This window comes from Lutispora saccharofermentans (genome assembly GCF_024363565.1).
Lineage (GTDB): Bacteria > Bacillota > Clostridia > Lutisporales > Lutisporaceae > Lutispora > Lutispora saccharofermentans.
In genome coordinates this window covers 44747-64365 of sequence record NZ_JAJEKE010000008.1, presented here as the reverse complement: position 1 = coordinate 64365, position 19619 = coordinate 44747, and the positions used below count along the sequence as shown (strand labels likewise).

General features: G+C 36.9%; 23 protein-coding genes and 1 riboswitch. Of the genes, 1 reads left to right on the top strand and 22 read right to left on the bottom strand.

Annotated elements, in window-relative coordinates; all coding sequences use genetic code 11:
* Positions 1-40 precede the first annotated feature (40 nt).
* The 21 genes from LJD61_RS10500 to LJD61_RS10400 all read right to left on the bottom strand — a co-directional run bounded on the left by LJD61_RS10500 (position 41) and on the right by LJD61_RS10400 (position 17923).
* Positions 41-691, bottom strand: coding sequence for an HAD family hydrolase (locus LJD61_RS10500; protein WP_255227489.1), 651 nt, complete (start codon positions 689-691; stop codon positions 41-43).
* A gap of 91 nt (positions 692-782) precedes the next feature.
* Positions 783-1277, bottom strand: coding sequence for a GNAT family N-acetyltransferase (locus LJD61_RS10495; RefSeq protein WP_255227488.1), 495 nt, complete (start codon positions 1275-1277; stop codon positions 783-785).
* Between the two features lie 40 nt (positions 1278-1317).
* Positions 1318-2037, bottom strand: coding sequence for a DUF5694 domain-containing protein (locus LJD61_RS10490; protein ID WP_255227487.1), 720 nt, complete (start codon positions 2035-2037; stop codon positions 1318-1320).
* 383 nt (positions 2038-2420) lie between these two features.
* Entirely contained in the window at positions 2421-2693 is a 273-nt protein-coding gene (locus LJD61_RS10485) for a metal-sensing transcriptional repressor (protein ID WP_255227486.1), read from the bottom strand.
* Positions 2694-2724: 31 nt separating this feature from the next.
* Positions 2725-4089, bottom strand: coding sequence for an MATE family efflux transporter (locus LJD61_RS10480; RefSeq protein WP_255227485.1), 1365 nt, complete (start codon positions 4087-4089; stop codon positions 2725-2727).
* Between the two features lie 144 nt (positions 4090-4233).
* Positions 4234-5148, bottom strand: a complete 915-nt coding sequence (locus LJD61_RS10475) for a class I SAM-dependent methyltransferase (protein ID WP_255227484.1) — start codon at positions 5146-5148, stop codon at positions 4234-4236.
* A gap of 109 nt (positions 5149-5257) precedes the next feature.
* Complete coding sequence (locus LJD61_RS10470) at positions 5258-6214, bottom strand: MerR family transcriptional regulator (RefSeq protein ID WP_255227483.1); 957 nt, start codon at positions 6212-6214, stop codon at positions 5258-5260.
* 179 nt (positions 6215-6393) lie between these two features.
* A complete protein-coding gene (locus LJD61_RS10465) occupies positions 6394-7116 on the bottom strand; it encodes a YoaK family protein (RefSeq protein ID WP_333783100.1) in 723 nt (240 codons plus the stop codon).
* Between the two features lie 104 nt (positions 7117-7220).
* Positions 7221-7907, bottom strand: a complete 687-nt coding sequence (locus LJD61_RS10460; RefSeq protein ID WP_255227482.1) for a DinB family protein — start codon at positions 7905-7907, stop codon at positions 7221-7223.
* Positions 7908-7928: 21 nt separating this feature from the next.
* Positions 7929-8522 carry a GNAT family N-acetyltransferase gene (locus tag LJD61_RS10455; protein WP_255227481.1) on the bottom strand — a complete coding sequence of 198 codons (594 nt, stop codon included), beginning with the start codon at positions 8520-8522 and terminating at the stop codon, positions 7929-7931.
* A 242-nt stretch (positions 8523-8764) separates the two neighbouring features.
* Positions 8765-9328 carry a nitroreductase family protein gene (locus LJD61_RS10450; RefSeq protein ID WP_255227480.1) on the bottom strand — a complete coding sequence of 188 codons (564 nt, stop codon included), beginning with the start codon at positions 9326-9328 and terminating at the stop codon, positions 8765-8767.
* Positions 9329-9399: 71 nt separating this feature from the next.
* A complete protein-coding gene (locus LJD61_RS10445; protein ID WP_255227479.1) occupies positions 9400-9870 on the bottom strand; it encodes a hypothetical protein in 471 nt (156 codons plus the stop codon).
* A 30-nt stretch (positions 9871-9900) separates the two neighbouring features.
* Positions 9901-10416, bottom strand: coding sequence for a GNAT family N-acetyltransferase (locus LJD61_RS10440; protein WP_255227478.1), 516 nt, complete (start codon positions 10414-10416; stop codon positions 9901-9903).
* A 107-nt stretch (positions 10417-10523) separates the two neighbouring features.
* Positions 10524-11078: a GNAT family N-acetyltransferase gene (locus LJD61_RS10435; protein WP_255227477.1), complete on the bottom strand. Its 555-nt coding sequence runs from the start codon at positions 11076-11078 to the stop codon at positions 10524-10526.
* An 87-nt stretch (positions 11079-11165) separates the two neighbouring features.
* Positions 11166-11627: a pyridoxamine 5'-phosphate oxidase family protein gene (locus LJD61_RS10430; protein WP_255227476.1), complete on the bottom strand. Its 462-nt coding sequence runs from the start codon at positions 11625-11627 to the stop codon at positions 11166-11168.
* Between the two features lie 254 nt (positions 11628-11881).
* Complete coding sequence (locus LJD61_RS10425) at positions 11882-12724, bottom strand: AraC family transcriptional regulator (RefSeq protein WP_255227475.1); 843 nt, start codon at positions 12722-12724, stop codon at positions 11882-11884.
* Positions 12725-12947: 223 nt separating this feature from the next.
* The gene (locus LJD61_RS10420) at positions 12948-14450 is read right to left on the bottom strand and encodes a helix-turn-helix domain-containing protein (protein WP_255227585.1); all 1503 of its coding nucleotides are present in this window, start codon (positions 14448-14450) and stop codon (positions 12948-12950) included.
* Between the two features lie 151 nt (positions 14451-14601).
* Positions 14602-15330: a hypothetical protein gene (locus tag LJD61_RS10415; protein ID WP_255227474.1), complete on the bottom strand. Its 729-nt coding sequence runs from the start codon at positions 15328-15330 to the stop codon at positions 14602-14604.
* A 56-nt stretch (positions 15331-15386) separates the two neighbouring features.
* Positions 15387-16277 (bottom strand): SPL family radical SAM protein, encoded by an 891-nt coding sequence (locus tag LJD61_RS10410; RefSeq protein WP_255227473.1) that lies wholly within the window; start codon positions 16275-16277, stop codon positions 15387-15389.
* A gap of 44 nt (positions 16278-16321) precedes the next feature.
* A complete protein-coding gene (locus tag LJD61_RS10405; protein ID WP_255227472.1) occupies positions 16322-17170 on the bottom strand; it encodes a Nif3-like dinuclear metal center hexameric protein in 849 nt (282 codons plus the stop codon).
* Positions 17171-17344: 174 nt separating this feature from the next.
* Positions 17345-17923 carry an HD-GYP domain-containing protein gene (locus LJD61_RS10400; protein WP_255227471.1) on the bottom strand — a complete coding sequence of 193 codons (579 nt, stop codon included), beginning with the start codon at positions 17921-17923 and terminating at the stop codon, positions 17345-17347.
* Positions 17924-18034: 111 nt separating this feature from the next.
* Positions 18035-18119, bottom strand: a riboswitch (cyclic di-GMP riboswitch).
* Positions 18120-18469: 350 nt separating this feature from the next.
* Here LJD61_RS10400 and LJD61_RS10395 point away from each other — a divergent pair.
* Positions 18470-18859 carry a hypothetical protein gene (locus LJD61_RS10395; RefSeq protein ID WP_255227470.1) on the top strand — a complete coding sequence of 130 codons (390 nt, stop codon included), beginning with the start codon at positions 18470-18472 and terminating at the stop codon, positions 18857-18859.
* 174 nt (positions 18860-19033) lie between these two features.
* On the opposite strand, the gene LJD61_RS10390 is transcribed toward LJD61_RS10395, so the two are convergent.
* Positions 19034-19564: a hypothetical protein gene (locus LJD61_RS10390; protein WP_255227469.1), complete on the bottom strand. Its 531-nt coding sequence runs from the start codon at positions 19562-19564 to the stop codon at positions 19034-19036.
* Between the last annotated feature and the right edge of the window lie 55 nt (positions 19565-19619).

Here is a 19619-nt window from a genome sequence, read left to right as displayed (position 1 = left end):
TAAGGGCACCTCTATTCCGTTTACCGCTCTTCGCATTCCATCATAATAATTCCAATAGCTCACCTAATGATCTGATTATAGGGTACTTGCTTTTTAAATCCGTTGTCTTATACCTGTCAATCAATATGGGTAACATGCCGAATTCCTCTGCAGCTGTGAGATTTGATTCGCTATCGTCAATAAATATTGCTTCAGGGGGTGCGATTTTCAGCTCCTCAAGCGCAACTTTGAACAAAGCTTTTTCTGATTTACATGAACCGTAAATCGAGGACATGATAAATGTGGAGAAGTATTTTCTTAGCCCTGCGTTAATAAAAACCCTCTCTAAAGAAGGCCAGGTATCAGATACCACCCCCAGCATATATTTCTGTTTTAATATTTCTAGTGAAGGCTCTACATCATCAAAAAATAAAAACTTATTATCGTTATAAACATTGTCTTCTGCTAAGGCGCTCAAGATCCTGCTATCTATATCCGGATATCCGGCTCCTTCCAAAACAATTCTATAAAATTCCCTGAACATAAAAAACTCTTCTTCTTCATTTTTTACAAAACGAATTTTGTTTACATAATCGCAAGCCTTCTCAATAGCACTATCGAATATTTCCTGCTTGCATTTAAGTCCTGAGACATCAAGTATTTCATAAAATTTAGGCGTTATAAACCAGTGACCAGTCCTCGGTATGTTCAAGGTTCTCCCTGAATCAAATAAAATAGCTTTGATATTCTTCTTGTCTATGATTTTTTCCCTCCCCCTGAAAACATGTAAGAATAACTGAATATCAAATTTTTTTCTTCATAGTAACTGCAGGTAAAATTCTTCCTGTCCAATTTAATTCCACATCTTTAAATTTAATGAACCCTTTTCTGGTCCAAAAATTAAGTACGCTTTCATCATAATCAGTGACTACATCTATTCTTATACACTTACTTCCTATGGATTTGACATACTCTTCTAAAGCCTGATAGATTAATTTTCCATATCCTTTATCCTTATAATCCTTATGCAGCATTAATAATGATAAATAGGCTTCCTTTCCTGCTTTAAAATCCACTATGCCAATTATTTTACCTGTGATTTTCTCAACAACTTTGCATGAATAGAAATCAGCCCTATCCATAGACTCTAATTCTTGTTTAACCCATTCATATGTAACTTTGCCGCTGTCTATATGGCTCAGCAAGAAATGTTTATTGGAATTATATACTTGAGCAATCTCATTTATATTTTCATTCTCTACCAAATCTACATAAAAATCTTTTGACTGAAAAATCATCTGTTTTTCCCCATCCTTTAATGAGTATAAATTAGAGACTTTATAAATAGTCCATTGCATCTACAACTTCAAATAGTTCGCTCTCCTTAAGAAAATTTGACAAAATCCCTATATGACCTGAACCGATCAATAAAAATATCCTTTCATTCGGATGTTCAATTAATTGAGAAAGATGAGCAAATATTATAAGATTTCTTTGATACCACCAAATCAGCCAGCCCATTCCCTTATAGCCATCTTTAATTCCGATTCTGGCCATATTCACATAAGATTCATGTGTCCTCCTGATATACTCCTTTTCATTGAAAAAACGATGTATATCAGATATTGTTGTATCCCCTTCAAAGCTTATATCTGCATCATCAAATAAAGTCAAAAACTGTGGCTGCTCTTTTTTTATATATTCATAGACCTCGCCTATAGAACAAGTTCCTGCTCCTCTTTCCATCCAATCTATTGCATGTATCCTTTGGAGTTTTAAACTTTTAGCCAGTCTGAATGCTATTTGCTGCACTTCCCACATCTCTAATGGGGCTGCTCCATTAATATAATTATTATATTTTTCATTTAACTCATCTTCATTTTTATGCTCATATTCAACAACCACTTTTGTGGGATTGAATCTTTTTATTTTGTCAACAAGATCTATTATTTCTTCCTGCCTTTTATCACTCACAAGATCATCAACCTTAAAATTAAATAAGTTTTTAACGCTCACCATATGAAATGTACCAAGCATCATTATTTTGGGTTTATCCACTTTTCTTTTCCCCCTCACAATATAAATTTGCAGTGCTTTGTACCTTTCTTCCCATGCTGCTCAACATATCACAGGCATTCAGGGATACTCCTGAAGTATATATGGTTGCTGTCGGGGTCACAAAAATGCATATTCTTTGCTCCCCACGGCTGCAGCTTCGGGGATTTTTTTCTTCCTTTCTATCTGTTACATCAAGTTTAAAAGCTCAATTCCAATTGTTAATTTTAATACCTAAACTTTACCATACATTTCTAGCTTTTTCTATATAAATATAAGTTTATTAAAGTTCTATGAATTCAAAAAAACAAGTCTATTTTAAGACTTGTCTATTTTAAATTTAGCAGCCATTTGTGCATATATATCAAGTATGCATTATGTGATAATTACTTAATAAATTTATCTATGGCAGTATTTAATTTTTCCAGCGGTTCATTATCCTTATTTTCAATAGCCTCCAAAACACAATGATTTATATGATCTTCTAAAATTAATTTTCCGGCACTATTAAGCGCAGACCTGACCGCTGCTATTTGTATAAGCACTTCGCTGCAGTCTCTTCCTTCTTCCAACATTCTTTTTATTGCCTCTGCATGTCCGATGATCCTCGACATTCTGTTAATAATCTGTTTATGATGAGGATGATTATGCTCATTCATATAGACTTCACTCCTTTTATTAAAATATCTATCATATTTTTTTATCTTTCCATTTACCGTTCATAAAGCGAATCATCAAGATAATTCCCCTTATTATTAAATCTACAGAGATTGCCAGCCATACACCAACCAGCCCCATTTTTAGCTTAAGTCCTAATATATATACGCCTAACACTCGGAATCCCCATATCCCAATCAAGGTTGAACACATTGGGAACTTTGTATCTCCTGCCCCTTGTAGTGCGGAGGTGATTACAAGAGTTGAGCATACAAAAGGCTGAACCAATGCTATAATCCTTAAAACTTTAACAACCATGTCAATCACTTCTTGGTCTGTGCTGAAGATTTTAGCAAGCGGGAGCGCAAACAGATAGAAAACAGCGCCTACTATCATCATAAATCCTGCAGACAATAAATAAGACATAAATCCAAGCTTCTGAGCCATATCTTTTCTATTAGCACCGAGTTTTTGCCCGACTAAAGTAGCAGCTGCTACTCCAAAGCCCATTCCAGGCAAGTAAGAAAATGTTTCTATGGTCCCGGCTATATTATGAGCTGCATAGGCTTCGGTGCCAATCTTTACGATCATCCCTCCATAGATAAGCTGTCCAAAGCGCATAAATAGTTTTTCAAATGCAGCCGGTAAACCAATCTCTGCAATAGATTTAAGTATGTCTTTATCGATGCACCACTTGTCCATTAAATTCATATGGATTTTAACATTATTATTACTGTTAATCTTTTTCATTAAAAGCATAAAGCCGATTATTCTGGAGATTGTAGTTGCTATACCTGCCCCTAATATTCCAAGCCCATTAAAGTTAAATATACCAAAAATCAATATATAATCAAGTACTATATTAGTGATGTTCATAACGATTGATATTTGCATTGGTGTTTTAGTATCTCCGGAGCCCCTTAATGCACTGGACAAAACCATCATAAGGCACAAAAATACCGACGGAACAGCTACAGAGAAAAAATAGGGCAGGGCATACTCCAGTACGCTTTCTTCTGCACCTAGAAAAAGCAATATATTTCTAGAAAATATGAGATTAATGATTCCAAAAACTATCCCTATGGCAAAAGCCATTATAAATGACTGCTTCACTGCATTATTAGCATTTTCAATGTTACCTGCGCCAATATTTCTCGATACAATAGCAGCAGTACCTACTCCCAGAGCCAGAAAAAAAACAATGTAAATATTCATGATTAAATTTGTGACTCCAACCCCGGCTATAGCTTCAGTCCCGATTTTCCCGACGAAATATGTATCGGCAACTCCGATAAAAACCTGCAAGATATTTTCAATCATTGCCGGAAAAGCTAAAGCCATTATAGTTATACAGCTTTTTTTATCAAATTCTTTGAATAAAACCGATTTATTTTCCATGCATATCTGCCTCCATAATAACAATATCCCCCATAGGGGGATATTGTTATTATATTCTCTCTCTTAATGAAATGCAACTATATTAACAAAAATAATAATATTGGAGAACAAATAAGCTTGCTCCTAAGCTCCCTGTATGTGTATTTATTTCTTTACTGCCAAACAATAATTCACATTATCAAAAGCTGTCATGGGATGCTCCGGATTTGCTTGATTATATTTTCTGAAATACTGCTCTGTTATTTCATTCGGTGTCAAATGCTCATAAATTAAGAAATCATTATAGGCTAATAGCTTTTCCATTTCCACATAAGAATAGCTGACAAGCATTTTTTCATTTGCAGCACCAGCCATTGCCGCTTGCTTTTTTGCTCGTATCCCTGCTTTTTCGGTATATGTATCCTCATCAGGATAATCAAAAACAATGCTGCTGCCTTTTGGCACAAAGCTTGAAATTATTTCGATCATTTCTGAGAATACCTGCTTAGTCAAATAATAGCTTATTCCGAGCAAACTGCAAAAGCTTATTTTGCTTTCATCAAATTCTGCACAGCTAAGCAAATTGCTTTGCCAGTTGTTTTCCCTAAAGTCTGCATGCACGTAATGTAAATTTGCTGGTTTCTCTGCTGCTAATGACCGCATACGTTTTTGCTTATCCCCGCTGACAGCGGGATGATCTAACTCAAATATTTGGATTTTTGATGCCCAACCAGGCTGACGATATGCGAATGTGTCATATCCGGCAGCAAAGATCAAATACTGCTTCGCGCCGATTTGTACGGCATTTTCAAGTAAATTCTCTGCAAATGCGGCTCTGCCTAGCGGAGATGGAGCTAGCTGATTATCAACAATCCATTGTAAAGCCTCATCTTGTGTACCCACGAAGGATGGATTAAAGAAACCTATTCCTTTTGACATGTTGCCTGCTATTTGTTCATATTCATCCTCGGTTAAGACTTTTTTTGCCAAATAGTCATCAAATACTTTCTCTGCATATTGCGTTGAATGATAGGCTCTTGAAAAGGCACTTACGAGTGCTGTCATACTTTTTTGTTCCATAAAATTATCACCTCAGATAATTAATACAGCATTCAGAGAAGCATTGCAAGACTTGACTTTTTTCCCATTTTGTGGTATAGTAAGAACATAAAAATGAGTTCCGACACTATTACTTGAGACATATCGGCACAAAAACATCTTGTTGCTCATTATTCAGCTTTTCCCTCAACTCAAAAGGTGTAATGATATGTCCCATTACGTATCTGCCTTCTGCTTCAGCCTTTTCATCCAGCTTATAAAGTGTGCTATGCTCCAACCATTTTAACACTTGCTGATATTTGTCCATCATCTCTGGAAGCCATGCAGAAAACACTAGATATAAGCCTCCCGGAAATTCATACTCTTCCCAATTAAAAGTGTTAGTAAAATTTATAGGTTTTTTTATCAAAAATCTGAACCCTTCTCCGTCATCCCATGCAAATATAGGCAATCCACCGGCATAGGGATATTCATCGTCGCCGTTGAATAGCTCTTTTTTAGCCAATGCATAAAAATCCTGAAGCACTCCTGATTCTGCTTCAGGATTGCCATGAGGTGAAAGAAACATTGGCATTGCTGGCATGCGGACTATTCTAACCTCAGGCTCCTTTTCCAGTCTTTCTGTAATTTCAACCAGTTTTCCTATAGATGTCGGATTATTCACCTTTTCAACATTTGTTAACCGTTTTTCAATTTCATTTGCTTTTTCATACAACAATTTAATATCTGCTTCTTTACTGAAATCAATTTTTTCGATTTGCTTTATAAATTCAAGGACAATCTCTTTTAGTTCATGCAATAGTGCAGCTTCTTCATCGATATCATTAACTTTATTGCTTAAAACCTCCAATAGCGTCCCAGCACTATTTGATGAAAAAATTCTTTGAATATCTTTGATGCTAATGTTTAGTTTTCTCAGAATGAGTATTTGCTCCAATCTTGCTATAGCCTTTTCATCATAACATCTGTAAGCATAGTCATCGCTTTTTGTACTCTGTAACAGGCCCATATCTTCATAATACCTGAGAGAACGAGTTGAAATGCTATATTTCAAAGATACTTCCCTGATTTTAATTAAATCTGCCATTTTAATAACACTCCTTTAACATTTTATAAGGTCATTATAAAGTACGTCCTAACGTCAAAGTCAATATTGCAAGGGAGTATCCAGAAAATAATTGTATCAGCTATTAGAAAGCAAACATGTCTTTGTTATCCCATACACTTCATTTAAAATAACATGTAAATATTTTATGGCTATCATAATTATTCACTCCTGCTTTTCCGTTCACCTATGCTAAATAATACAAGAGCGCATACTAATATGATAACAGCTCCCCATACTGCTTTGACCCCAATAATCAGTGTTAACAGCCCGCCTAAAAAGGCCCCAAATAGAAACGAAAAGATAATTGCAAGAAAACGAATAGCACGAATAGCTGACTCACGATCGTTTTGGGTAAAAGCAATATATGCTGCCTGTGAAGCTGATCGTAAATTCCCCGTTGACATAGTCGTGCAATATGGAGAACCAACCAGTTTACGAAAAGAAGATATTTGAACCGAGGAAACAAATGAAACCGCAACGGTGACAACAATATTAGGAATGATATTAGGTATAAATCCTATGATAATAAGTACTATACTTTCAAAAAATAAAACTGCCTGCGCCCAATCCAGCGAGAATATGTGTGATGAACTATTTTTTATCGACTCGGCAACTATTACCCCAATTATAAAAGCCAATATAGGCGGAATATGAACCAGTGCCTGCCCCCATTCTCCTTTCGAAGCATATATGCCCAAGAGCACAATATTTCCGGTTTGGGCATTAGCGAAAACGCCACCTCTTCCTATAAAAGTATAAGCGTCCAAAAATCCACCCACAATCGCAAGAAGCATGCCAAATGGGACAGATTCAGAGGTAATATGCTGAAAACTTGTTCTTTTATCTTTTTTCTGCATTTTATCAAGATCCTTACTAATCAAAATTTAAAGCCTGCTTATGTGTTCATGCAAACATAATAACCATTGTAGCGTAAAAGGCAATATAATAAGCTTCTAATGTAGTTATGCAGCACAGCTTCGCTTCCTCATTTTATTTTTTGGCATTTCTTTTTAATATTCATCGACTCGTTAATATGCACTAAATTGTGGCGAGTTACAGGCATTAGTAATATTCCCGCTACATTCTTCCTGCCCCAGAAATCTATCAGCCATTTGGCGCCGTCAACATTTAAAACTGCACCCTCATCTAAAATTCGCTGCAGCCTCTTTGGTTCCATCTTACGTTTTAAATCAGCAGGCTTAAATTGCTGAATAATATCACGAGTTTTCCTCCCTACAGCTATCCTGTAATTGCGTAATTCTTGCATATCTATATTTGAGCTTAAATCGATAATTTCCTCGTCTGTCATAGCATTGCCCGTGTCAAGGACATTTACATTCATTCTTTCAATCCAATTATCTGTATTGATAATTTGAGTTTCATCAGCCACCAGAATATTCATCGTGATATCTTCAATTCTGGTTAAATGCCATAAGCTCCAGGCAACAGTCTCATCTTTTACAGTCGGCATAGTACGAAATGAAAGCTCATCCAGCCCTTCCCATAATTCATCCTCAAACGTTACTGCACTTATTTGAGACATTTCTGAAGAATGAACCATTAAATGCTGGTCCAAACATAACTTAATGGCTTCATCAAATCTATCCGGCTTCAATATTATATCTCTTAATAATTTCTGCTGTGAATTCCATAAGGCTCTTTTATTATCCATGCTTTTCCTTCTCCTTACATTTTATTTCTTCTTTTCGATAACAAAACCCGCATCATCGATACATGGTTTTGCTCTCCTGATATTATTATATAAGCGATAATAATAAAATGGCTTTTCCTCTGTTTCGCCAGAATTTAAGATTCTCTTGGTGCCAAGCTTTGTAAATCCGCATTTTTCAACTATCCTCTGAGATGGAAAATTATCGATTTCAACTATTGCAATGAGATATTCCAAGTCTAAAGTGTTGAAGGTCCACTGAACCATTGCCCTTGCCGCTTCGGTCATATAGCCCTTGTTGCAATAGTCTTCGGAAATAAAATAAGCAATCTCGATTTCGTTGTCGACTTCTTCCTTATTCCCTATTGCTACCATGCCTATTAGTTCTTTGTTTTCTTTTAAGGCAACCGCAAGCATTATTCTTGCGGTTTCTTTATTTGCTTTTGTATATAAGCTTTCAATCCACCTTATCCATTCTCTTCTTTCTTCTACGCCTCCCTCCCAGTCAGGCATCCATTTTAAAATATATTTTTGATTGCATATCAAGGATAATGCTTCTGCGTCCGTCTCTTTGAATTGCCTTAATATAAGCCGTTCCGTCTCAATAAATATATCCATTGCTTCTCCTTTCGGCCGCCGGAGCCAAATGCTTTGATTCGATTGCAAAAAATTCTTTGCTTTTTCTAAAATATTCTTTGCGCTGTCATAAGTCAGCAAGCCATATATCTCATTAAATGAGGCCCATTTATATTCTTTCTTTTTGTATTTTTACTTCTATATACGATGGCTCCGCATGACTTTTCAAATTTCATCAATGCCTCTCCCCTATTCTGAAGATTTACCGCTGAATGAAGTCTCTTTCAATAATGGCCGATTACCGGCTTGTCTTTTGATCTATGTTTACGTTTAGGTTCATATTCCTGCCAATATACTCTTTTCTCATCAAACCGTGTTCTCGCTTCTTTTTCTTCTGCAGGATATCCTACGTATACGATACCAAGCGGTACAACATGCTCAGGAATATTCAACATATCTTTTACCAGATTTATATTGCTTTGGATAGGATATATACCTATCCAAACCGAACCCAGCCCAATGCTTGTTGCTGCAATCAAAATATTCTCTATCGCTGCACTGCAATCTTGAACCCAAAATTCCTGAGAAGGGCCTTTAAATGATAATTTCATATTTCCACATACAACAATAGCAGCAGGTGCATTGTATCTCGCAAAAACTAATTTATCTCTAAGCTCGGAAAGCTTTTGCGCTTCATCAATAACTATAAACTCCCACGGCTGACAATTTGCTGCTGTTGGTGCCGCTGCAGCAGCTTTCAATAGTGTAATAATCGCATCCTTTTCAACTTGCTTTTCCAAATATCTTCTTATACTTCTTCTTTTATAAATCGTTTCAATTGCATCCAAATTATAACCCCTTTCAAATTAAAACAAAGCATACTTTTGTTTTTCAGATCCCTTACCGCTCTTTGCTATTCTCACTTTATCGCTTTTAAATGCTGAATGTGTATTCCTATATGTCCTATTCCGATTATGACAGCAGATGCAATCATCCAAATAACCTTTCCGTAGATACCCAGCAATAAGAAAGCCGCAACAGGAAGACTTGCAAGAGGTACCGGAATTCCATAAAAGCTGCGATAAAAATTTTCTTCTGTGTGTTCATCAGTAAAATATCTGATCCAACAAACCTCATAAAGGATCATCAGCAAAAATGATGCGGCCAGCCACAAACTCCATGCTGAAAACGAAGCAATGTTGAAATCAATAAAAATCAGTGCACTGCAAGTACAGCATACCTGACCTACCCGTTCAAACAATAATAATATTTTGTTTTCTGAGGCGCCGCTATAATCTATCGGCTTATTCTTACTCCAAATGATATTTGGGATAAATAACATGAGCAAATATATCAGACCTACATATGAAAATCCTAAATGTCCCAACATATAATATCCCCCCAAAAGGTCACTATTTTTCTATACTCTATATTTTTTGTCCGCAACATCTCTAAAGCAGCTTATAGAAGCCTCAAAATATTTTGATTCGATGCCGTCTTCAATAAATGTTTCAATCTCAGAAAATCCAATCTTTTTTAGCAGGCCTATTGACCCATGATTATTGGAATATGTAAATGCTCCGATTTTTTCTATATCATATTTATTAAATACTTCATTAATAAAAGCTTCGGCTGCTTCTGTTGCTATTCCTTTACCCCACAGTTCCTTTTCAAAGATGACAACACTTAGCATAGCCATTTTTTCATCAATTTCATCTATACTATAACACCAAATATCCCCGGCATATTTCCCTCCGAAATATATTACTTTTCCATAGCTCAAGGCATCTTCTCTTAAAGATTCATCAAATAATGTTAATGCTTTTTCCAAGGATTCAATACTAAAGGGAAATAATCTTTTTATTTCTTCATCTTGAGTCTTCTCCCAAAAAGTCACGACATGCTCCTTTGTTCTTGTTTTTAACGCTATATCCATTTTCCCACCTCCAACTCAAAATCCTTCAAGAAAGTCGTCTGAAATTGCTGATACACACTTCAGGCTTCAAGAAAGTCGTCTGAAATTGCTGATACACACTTCAGGCTTCAAGAACCTTTGTTGAATTCTTGCTCAAGCATTGAATAAAGCACAGAATTACGCCAATATCCCTTAACAAATCTGTGCTCCCTCATGCATCCTTCTATTGTCATACCTGCTTTCTCTAATACCCTAATAGACGCAGTGTTTCTCACATCACATAATGCTTCGATCCTGTGAAGCCTTAATTCTTCGAAGCCAAAGCTAAGCATCCTTTTGACCACTTCGCTCGCATATCCTTTTCTCCAATACGCTTTTGCAAAACGATATACAATTTCACCCTCATAATGCTGGACGTTAGGCATGTTTATCCCACACTCACCAATCAGCTGACTGTCTTCTTTTAGAAGGACAGCAAATCTCACGTATTTCCTTGGTTCTTCATGCATATGCTTGAGAAACATTTGAGCATAGCTTTTTGTCTGATCCAATGAAGCAACATCCTGGATCATATATTTCTGTACCTCGCAATCAGACAAATAGCTATAAATTTTATTCCAATCATCTTCTTTGAACTCTCTTAAAATAAGCCGTTCAGTTAGTATTGGTTGATAAATTCCCAACTCACCCCTCCGTTCGAATCAATCGTCTACATCTGATTTTCCTTTCAAGCTCTGTTGCAAGCTTATTTATGCTGCTCATAATATGTATCATTTAGTTTTATATTTACAGGTTCTAAATTTGCCTTCAATCCAAAATGTTGCCTCATTAGTTCGAAATCTTAATAAATAGCATTTTGGGTCCTCAATCCCTTTCTTAAAGAAATTTCTATCGCAATCATTATCGAATTTTCCTTTCTCATCCATATCCGTTACTATTTCAACATCGCCGATTAGTGTGACACTGTCACCATCAAGATAATAACAAACACTGGCTTTAGTATTATTTCCAAAATGAGTCGCCTTCCCATTTAGATGAGATCTTTTTGATGTCATAAAATATATTTCGGAAAAACCATTATTTCTGATTTTCGTTACAGCGCATATACGCGGGTACCCATTTTCATTAATGGAAGCAAGTGTTACAACCTCACATTTTTCTAATAATTGGGAAGCCTTCTCTTCTATTTCTTTAATTCTTTCTTTTTGGATTTCGTTTGCTGTTTTCCCCATAGTCCTCTCTCCCTTTATTAAAATACATTATACAAATTTCCCTTGCTACGCATGGTTAAACAATCTCAGCTGATGTCCTTCCTATCCATGTTTTCCTCCCGCCTTTACTTCATCATTCTACCGATATGAGGTAAAGCCGCATAGTCCATGCCTGTCATACTCAGACATGGACGCGCAGCAACACACTACTTGTCCTCTAATGGTTCGCTTCTCCGGTCTCCTTTCAAAAGAGCATTACCTTCATTAACAGGCACTTACTCTTTAACTACAGGAATCCAAATTTCAATACGGTAATCATCAGCATCTACATCACTGCCAAAATATTTTTCCATTGTAGGCAACGCTGCCTGCTTATAAATGCTTTGAGGCAAGAATTCTCCATATATTCTGCCCCAAGTATTTTCAAGCGTTGGACTTACCGGTCCTATGGATTCAAAGACTAACCAGGTAGACTTAGGAACTACAACATTTTTCATACCCTCTATACCTTCATCGTTTGTTTCAATGCCAACCATGTAATCGTTTATGCCTTCATCATTGTAGCCGAAGCACATACCTAGCGTACTGGAGTTCACACCTATTTCAAGCAATTTGTCAACAGTACCGTCTTTTTTGCACTGATCCCAAAATTCAGGTATTATGTTGTTTTCCAACGATGAAGTTACAATTTTGCCAACAACCCTAAAGTCTTCTCTTTCTACAACTCGATAATTCATTTCTACCTCTCCTTTTATTGTAAGTTCAAAGGCTAGGCGAGGATAGGATTTCAGCTTAATATTTTGTTGTCTGGCAGCTATGGGTGTAATTCCATGCATTTTTTTAAAAGCAACGCAAAAAGCATCTGATGACTCATACCCGTATTTAACTGCAATATCAATCACTTTACAATCTGTAGACTGCAACTCAAAAGCTGCCTTTGTCAGTCTCCTTCTTCGTATGTATTCTGAAAGCGTAATACCTGTCATCAAGGAAAATGTCCTTTGAAATGATCCGACAGGGCACACAACAATCTTTCCTATTGCTTCATTACTTATTTCGTCATCGAGATGCTCTTCTATATAACCGATCACTTCATTAAGCCGCTCAATCCATTCCATCAATAACCTTCCTTCCAAATAAATTATAAAGCGTATAGATTCATCGTTCCCGTTATTTATCGAACCGAAAAAGACGGTAATCCACTTATAATATTCAAAGCCGCCCAGTTTCTACTTGCCCAGAAAGAACACATTAACTAATACCATTATATGGTTATTAAATCTTGAAAGCAAGACTTTTAAGTGAGGAGCCATATGAATCGCTTTGTTAATAAACCATATATTACATCTTGGCGATGATAGTTTCTAACGCATCACTCGCTTTTGCTTCATGCAACTGTGCTTCTTTTATCAAAGAAACGATTTGAGTTCTGGCTTCCTTATCAGCAAGTTTTCGAGCAGCTTCTTCACCACAATCACCTTTTATCAGAGCTTGCATTTTGGTAATGCAGTCGGCTGCAGCCCTGAAGTATTCTGCACACTTCTTGCATTCCTTTGAGATTCCGGGGTTTTCTTCCCCAAGCCGGTCTATATATTCAGCAGCATAGAAGCGGCCTTCACCAACCATAACTGTAGCATCAACAAAACACATATTTCTCTCTATGAGCAAGGATAATTGTGTACTTTTAGAGAAGTTTCCATCATCAGACATTGCATCTGCCCACGCAGAATATGCTTTTTGTCCTCCTAAGTATGAACAGTATTTACCGTTGTATACATCAATTGTTTCAGCAGTAAGCAGATAAAGAGCATTTTCAAGCAGTTCTTTTACCGGTACCATCGCACCAGCTTCCTCTCCTATTGACATAATCGCCTCAGTATTTTCCCACCAATTGCTGCATATAAAATAACCCGACTCATCAAAGGTAAGACCTTTTGCAAATTCCATATTGTCCTGAAATAAACTCCAGCCTAATAGGGTTTCTCCGTTGTCTTTATAGCCCGTAACAATGCTTGCCTCTGGTGGGCCGACAACACCGAGTGCAATTATCGGCCGTCCTCCGTCTATTTCTGATTTAATAAAGCTTATAAAGTCGTCCTTTGAACTGGCACCCTTTTCTAAAATCTTAAACTTTCGTCCTACTGCCTTAAATGAGAGTATAAAAGGCATTACGGGATTTTCGTAAATGTTTCGTATGTCTACAGCGGCTAAATCCCAGCCGCTTTCCTTCCATCTTAAGCGGAAAGATGCACCGGAAGCCACCATAATATACGAGTAATGAACATTTTGCCCCATATAATTCAAAACAGCCTGCAAACACATAGGAAATGGAGTGCATTGCCAGTCGCCATCATAATTGCGCCCATAATACACTTTAGGCACACCATAAAGAATACAGCTGTTTTGTGTTTTTAAAGTTTTATTCACAATATCAACCTCCGATAAAATTGGGAGGGCAAGCTTTGAATTATCGAGATTTAAAATAGCAGGAGCATATATGCCTGTACAAATACACTTTCTTCCGCATATAAAACTTGAATTTTTAAATTCCGACGGTCTTATGCCTATTTGACGCTTGAAAGCTCGAGTAAATGTGTCATAACTGTCAAAGCCATATTCAGAAGCTATCTCTGTCAGGCTTTTTTTAGTTGATGCGATTTCGAATGCACAGTTTGCAATCTTTCGAGCCACGATGTAATGGGACAAAGTGATATTGGTTTTTTTCTTGAATATTTCTCTGATGTGACGATAAGAAAAATTCAAGGTTTTCTCAAGTTCCGCAAATTGAAGCTTTTGCTTTATTCGCTCTTCGATGAAAGCAATAATTGCACAGGTTTCGATCATGTAATCCAAGATCTTACCTCCCCCTCTAATCTTTTCTTCCGGAAGTGATTATATTATAATTCAAAAAGAGCGTCATTGCTCGACGTTTTTGACGTTCTTTTTGTGGTGTTCATACTCCAGTGAAGGGTTCTGGAAACATAGAGTATCTCGTCTAGACAGGCAAAACCGATATAATATAACCGCCGGCAATTAAGCTTATAAGGTTTGCTATAAAAGCATAAATCAAGATATAGCTTTTTTTATGCTCCTTAATGAAAATGGGAAGCGCAATCATCTCGGCAGTGAATACAAAAAGCTCTCCTATAATCAAGGCGAAGATCAAGTAGCTCGGCATCAGCGAGCCTCCGCTATTCAGCCAAATATTCAACACACCTTGAGTAAGAAGATTTACAGCAAGAAATACAAGCCAGCTTCTCTTCTGTCTGAACCTGAAGAGCATGAAGATCACGCCTTCAAGTAAAAGCGTGAGCAATAACCGTATTGACACTAAGAGCACTGAGCGAAGCGGATATTTCCCAGGTGTAAGCTCTTGAGTGGATAAATTCAAGGTGAACACATTATTATACCGCTGCAAGGGTTCAATGATCGTAAATTCAAAGCATTCCCCGTTTGTAGTGGCCTTGAACGTATACTTCCCGCCAGTCTGCATATCCCGCGAATAAAAGGCGTAATATCCTTCCCATGCAACCCGTCGGACTACCGCTTCCGGTTGCTTTTCATTGGATACCAATGCAATTGAAAGATCATCCGGCGGATTGATGATGAGTAGTACCAATGACGGCGGTTCCGCAGAGTTTGCCATAGCTGGTGCAGACAGGATCGACATCATCAGCATACCTAATACCATAATCAGTAGCAAGCATTTACCAGTCTTGTTCATATTAGAATCCCCCTCTAACTTCACAGCATTTTTTAACACAGATAACTTTATTCATACTATTCCCCCAGCTTATCCAGTCCCGGCAACATCAATTGCTCATACTCATTTTTATCCTCAAATTTGTGAAGATAGCTGAAGCATTCATTAATGTCACACAATATATCATGAGATTTGCATATTTTTTTCACCATGCTCATCAGCTTGCCATTGTTAGGGCTGCTTACCTGATATGCATAGCCGTACTTTTCAATATATCTGGCCTTCATTCCCGGAAAATGCTCATCCAACTTCTTATAAAAGTATTCCCGGTTCCCCTCTCTTAGGGTCAATCCTATGCCAAAGCAAATGATGCCATGTACTTTCGCCTCTATACAGTAATCCAAAATTCCCAGGATATTTTCCTCCGTATCATTGATAAATGGTAGAACAGGACTCAACCAGACTACCGTAGGGATTCCGTTATCACGCATTATCTTCAGCGCCTCAAACCGTTCTCTTGTAGTGCTCACATTGGGCTCGACTACCTTATTCAAAGCTTCATCATAAGTAGTAAGGGTCATCTGTACCACACACTTTGACTTTTCATTAATTTTTTTAAGCAGTTCCAGATCCCTTAAAATCCTTGCAGACTTGGTCTGTATAGTCAGTCCAAATCCATAGTGATGGATAAGCTCAATGCATTTCCTGGTGTTGCCCAATTTTTCCTCCAGATGAATATATGGATCGCTCATTGCCCCGGTGCCGATCATGCATTTCTTCCTTTTTCTGCGCAAAGCATCCTCTAAAAGTTCTGCTGCATTTATCTTTACTTCTATATCTTCAAAATCATGATGCATCTGATAACACTTGCTCCTGGAATCACAATAAATGCATCCATGAGTACAGCCGCGGTATATATTCATTCCGTTTTGAGCTGATAGGATACCCTTTACCTCTTTTTCATGCATAATGCTCTCCTCTTTGTTCAATCACTTTTTATCACATAATAAGCTTACATATCCTCATATACCGGTTCTCCTTCAATAAAGGCAGAGACGAGGCCAAGCTTTTCAAAATAAGTACACATCTTTTGGCACGCAAATTTTTCAGTGGAATAATGTGTTCCCCCTAGAACATTAATGCGGCTTTTCCGCTCAAGCTCATGAACTTCTGAGCAATCTTCATTGTTGGCTGAAATGCCTGTAATAAGAACATCAACTTTGTTTTCAACCATTTCAGAAACAGTGTCGATATTATTACCGCCGCCTGCTACTATAGCTATTCTCCCATCTTTTATGGCGATGTCCCCATATAAATAAAGGCTTGTATCATGCCCCAAGACCTTTGAAAACTTATCATGCAATTCTTCCACGGTTTTACAATTAGTTTTCCCGATTACACCGCTCAAGGCTCCACAATACTCCTTAAACGGTTTTTCAATTTCTATATCTAATACATCAGCTAAAGTTTTGCTTGTTGAATATTCGCTGAAGTTATCCAACGGCACATGTAAATTATATATAGATACTCTATTCTCTCTAAGCTTTGCTAATAATTCTTTATCCATCTGATAGAAGAGCTTTGCTCTTCTGCTATCCCAGATAGAAGGATGATGCAGGAACAACATGGCATTTGTCGCTCCATCATCTATGATGCTCTGCAAAATTTCTTTAGTGGGAAACACAGCAGAATAAACTTTATTGATTTCATTTGTGAAGTCACATACCAATCCCATGCTTCTTTCTTTGAAATTAGGAGAAAGATACTCTTCTAATTCGCCCATGTATTTCGCCCAGTTATCTCTCATGTTTTCCGAGATAAAATCCCGTTCCAATCGATCGTATAGATCAGCAGACTTCATAAAAACCCCTCCATTACACTTGATTATAAATTATATATTCTTGCTATTATTATACCAGTTACGATTGTCATAACCTATATGCTTAATACCGATAATAGAAAAAACAATACGCGCCCATACCGTGCCGAAATAAAAACAGGTGATCTCTCACCTGCCTGATAATTTATTAAATTCCTACTTATCGATTATTGAATCCAAGTTGTCAATAAATGCTTTAAATAATTCCTGATCGAATTGCCCTTTTGAATTCTGCATAATATTTAATGCCTTTTCTATTGAATATGCCTTTCTATAAGGTCTGTCGGAAGTCAATGCGTCAAATACGTCACATATGCTTATAAGCCTTGCTACTTTAGGGATCTGCCCCGCCTCCAAATGCCAGGGATAACCCTTGCCATCCCAGCGCTCATGATGAAAGAATGCTGCAAACTTCATTTCCTTGGGCATATGAGTTTGCTTTAATATGTTATAACCAAACTGAGAATGCTTCATCATGCTGCTAAATTCTTCAGGCTTAAGTTCACTTTTTTTATTCAGTATACTGGAGTCAACTTTTATTTTACCAATATCATGGAACAAGCCGGAATAATAGATCGTATTAATATTAACCTCATCACCCAGCAGCTCAGTAAATTTTTTTGAGTATTGAGCTACATTCATTGAATGCTTGTAGGTATTGGAATCAAATTTCAGCAGCTTCAGCAGATCATCAATGTTGCTATCAAACAGATCAAAATCATTATCATTGGACACAGCGAATTCACCTCAAAATTATACTTCATTTTTCTTATATAGTATCTATATAAAATCCTAAAATTATGAAAGCCATGGCGCTATAATCACCATGGCTTAAAAAAACTCTATCTTGGCGGCCCGACTGTCATAGTGTTTACACCTTAGACTCGTAGCTTTGCGCCCCTACCTTTCGATAGGTTTGCCATTATCATATAGCATAACAGTAATACTAAAATAATATTTAATTGCATTTGCTGTAAATCGTGCTGTGTTTATAACTGTGAATTGATATTATTACGAAAAGAAATTGTTTATTCAAACAACATTACTATTATATTTCCAATTACCTTTTATGTCAATAACTGTTTGTTTTTGTACTCTATTGTCATATATTGAATAGGTATGAAAAAGAGCAGCAAGCTTAGCTTTCTGCTCATGTAAGCCACTATAAAGTTTTAGAAAAAGATAATTGTATTTTTATTTACTGAATGGTATAAACTTTAAATTTTTTTCATATTTTTTATTAGCATGCTTATGCATGAATCAGATTTTGGAGGTGTGATTATGTTTAAAAAAATCTCAAAAAAATTCCTGATCATTCTACTTGTATTATGTGTGCTTATTTCCAATACATATGCCAACATACCAGGACAAGACCCGAATGAATGCAGTTCTTGTGAACAGCAAGCTGACAGATATACAGGAAGCTGCGCCGGCGGTCCTGACATACCAGTAGAATCATGTATTTACTATGATTATCCTCATCATCACTTTAGAATGTACGGCGCATCCTGGTTGGAATGCCGTCATTGTGGAAACAGAGAGACAAGTGCAAAAATAACAACATATGGTCCTGTGCTGTGCCGAATAGAACATAGTGAAGACTACTATCCTCATTTGGGTGCGAATGCCGCCATAGGTAAAAAGTATCCAGTCAGCTATTTCTGTAAATAGTTCTAAAATAATTATAGCCCCTAAAATTTATTTGATATTTTTAGGGGCTTGCTAATATTTTTCTAATTCTTTTTCCTACATACACCGGTGAGTCTGGTTTAGTTCCGCCAAATTCGCGCAAATGGAAAGGCTCTGCCATATCCTACTGCTCATGAAGGCTGCAAATTGTGAGACTTAGTCATAAGATGAGATTTCTGTTATCGGAATTTCATTTCCATTTTGATCATATATTTTTACCGTCATGCTATCATCAGTAACGGGTATTGCAATAGCAAATGGTTCACCCGGCTCTATCATATGAACGGCTTCTTGCATTGGACCGGTTTCCGACACGCATTCAATTCGGGCCACATTCACCTTATTCATGGAAATTAAAGCCATGGAACTGCCGTAATTGAAGGCCCTAATACCATTGGAAATGCCGCTGGTACTCCCGCCTGAACGGAAAAAATATCCGAATGAGAATCCTTTTCTGTTCAAATAAATGGAGTAAGTGAAATCATTTAAATGCTTATCATAAAACAACAATGCACCAAGATTGTCCGTCACAGATTTGGATACCTGCCAGCTACCATCTATTTTTTGGTATTTACGAGCATCGCGCTCAAGCCCGTCTCTGTTTACTCCGATGATGGAAAATCTGAAGCAGGCAGAAATTCCAAGCAGCAATAAAAATACAGCAAAAATAACATAAACTTTTTTCATATCCTCACCTCGAAAAATATAAATCACCCTTATCCACATAGAACACTAATTTGGA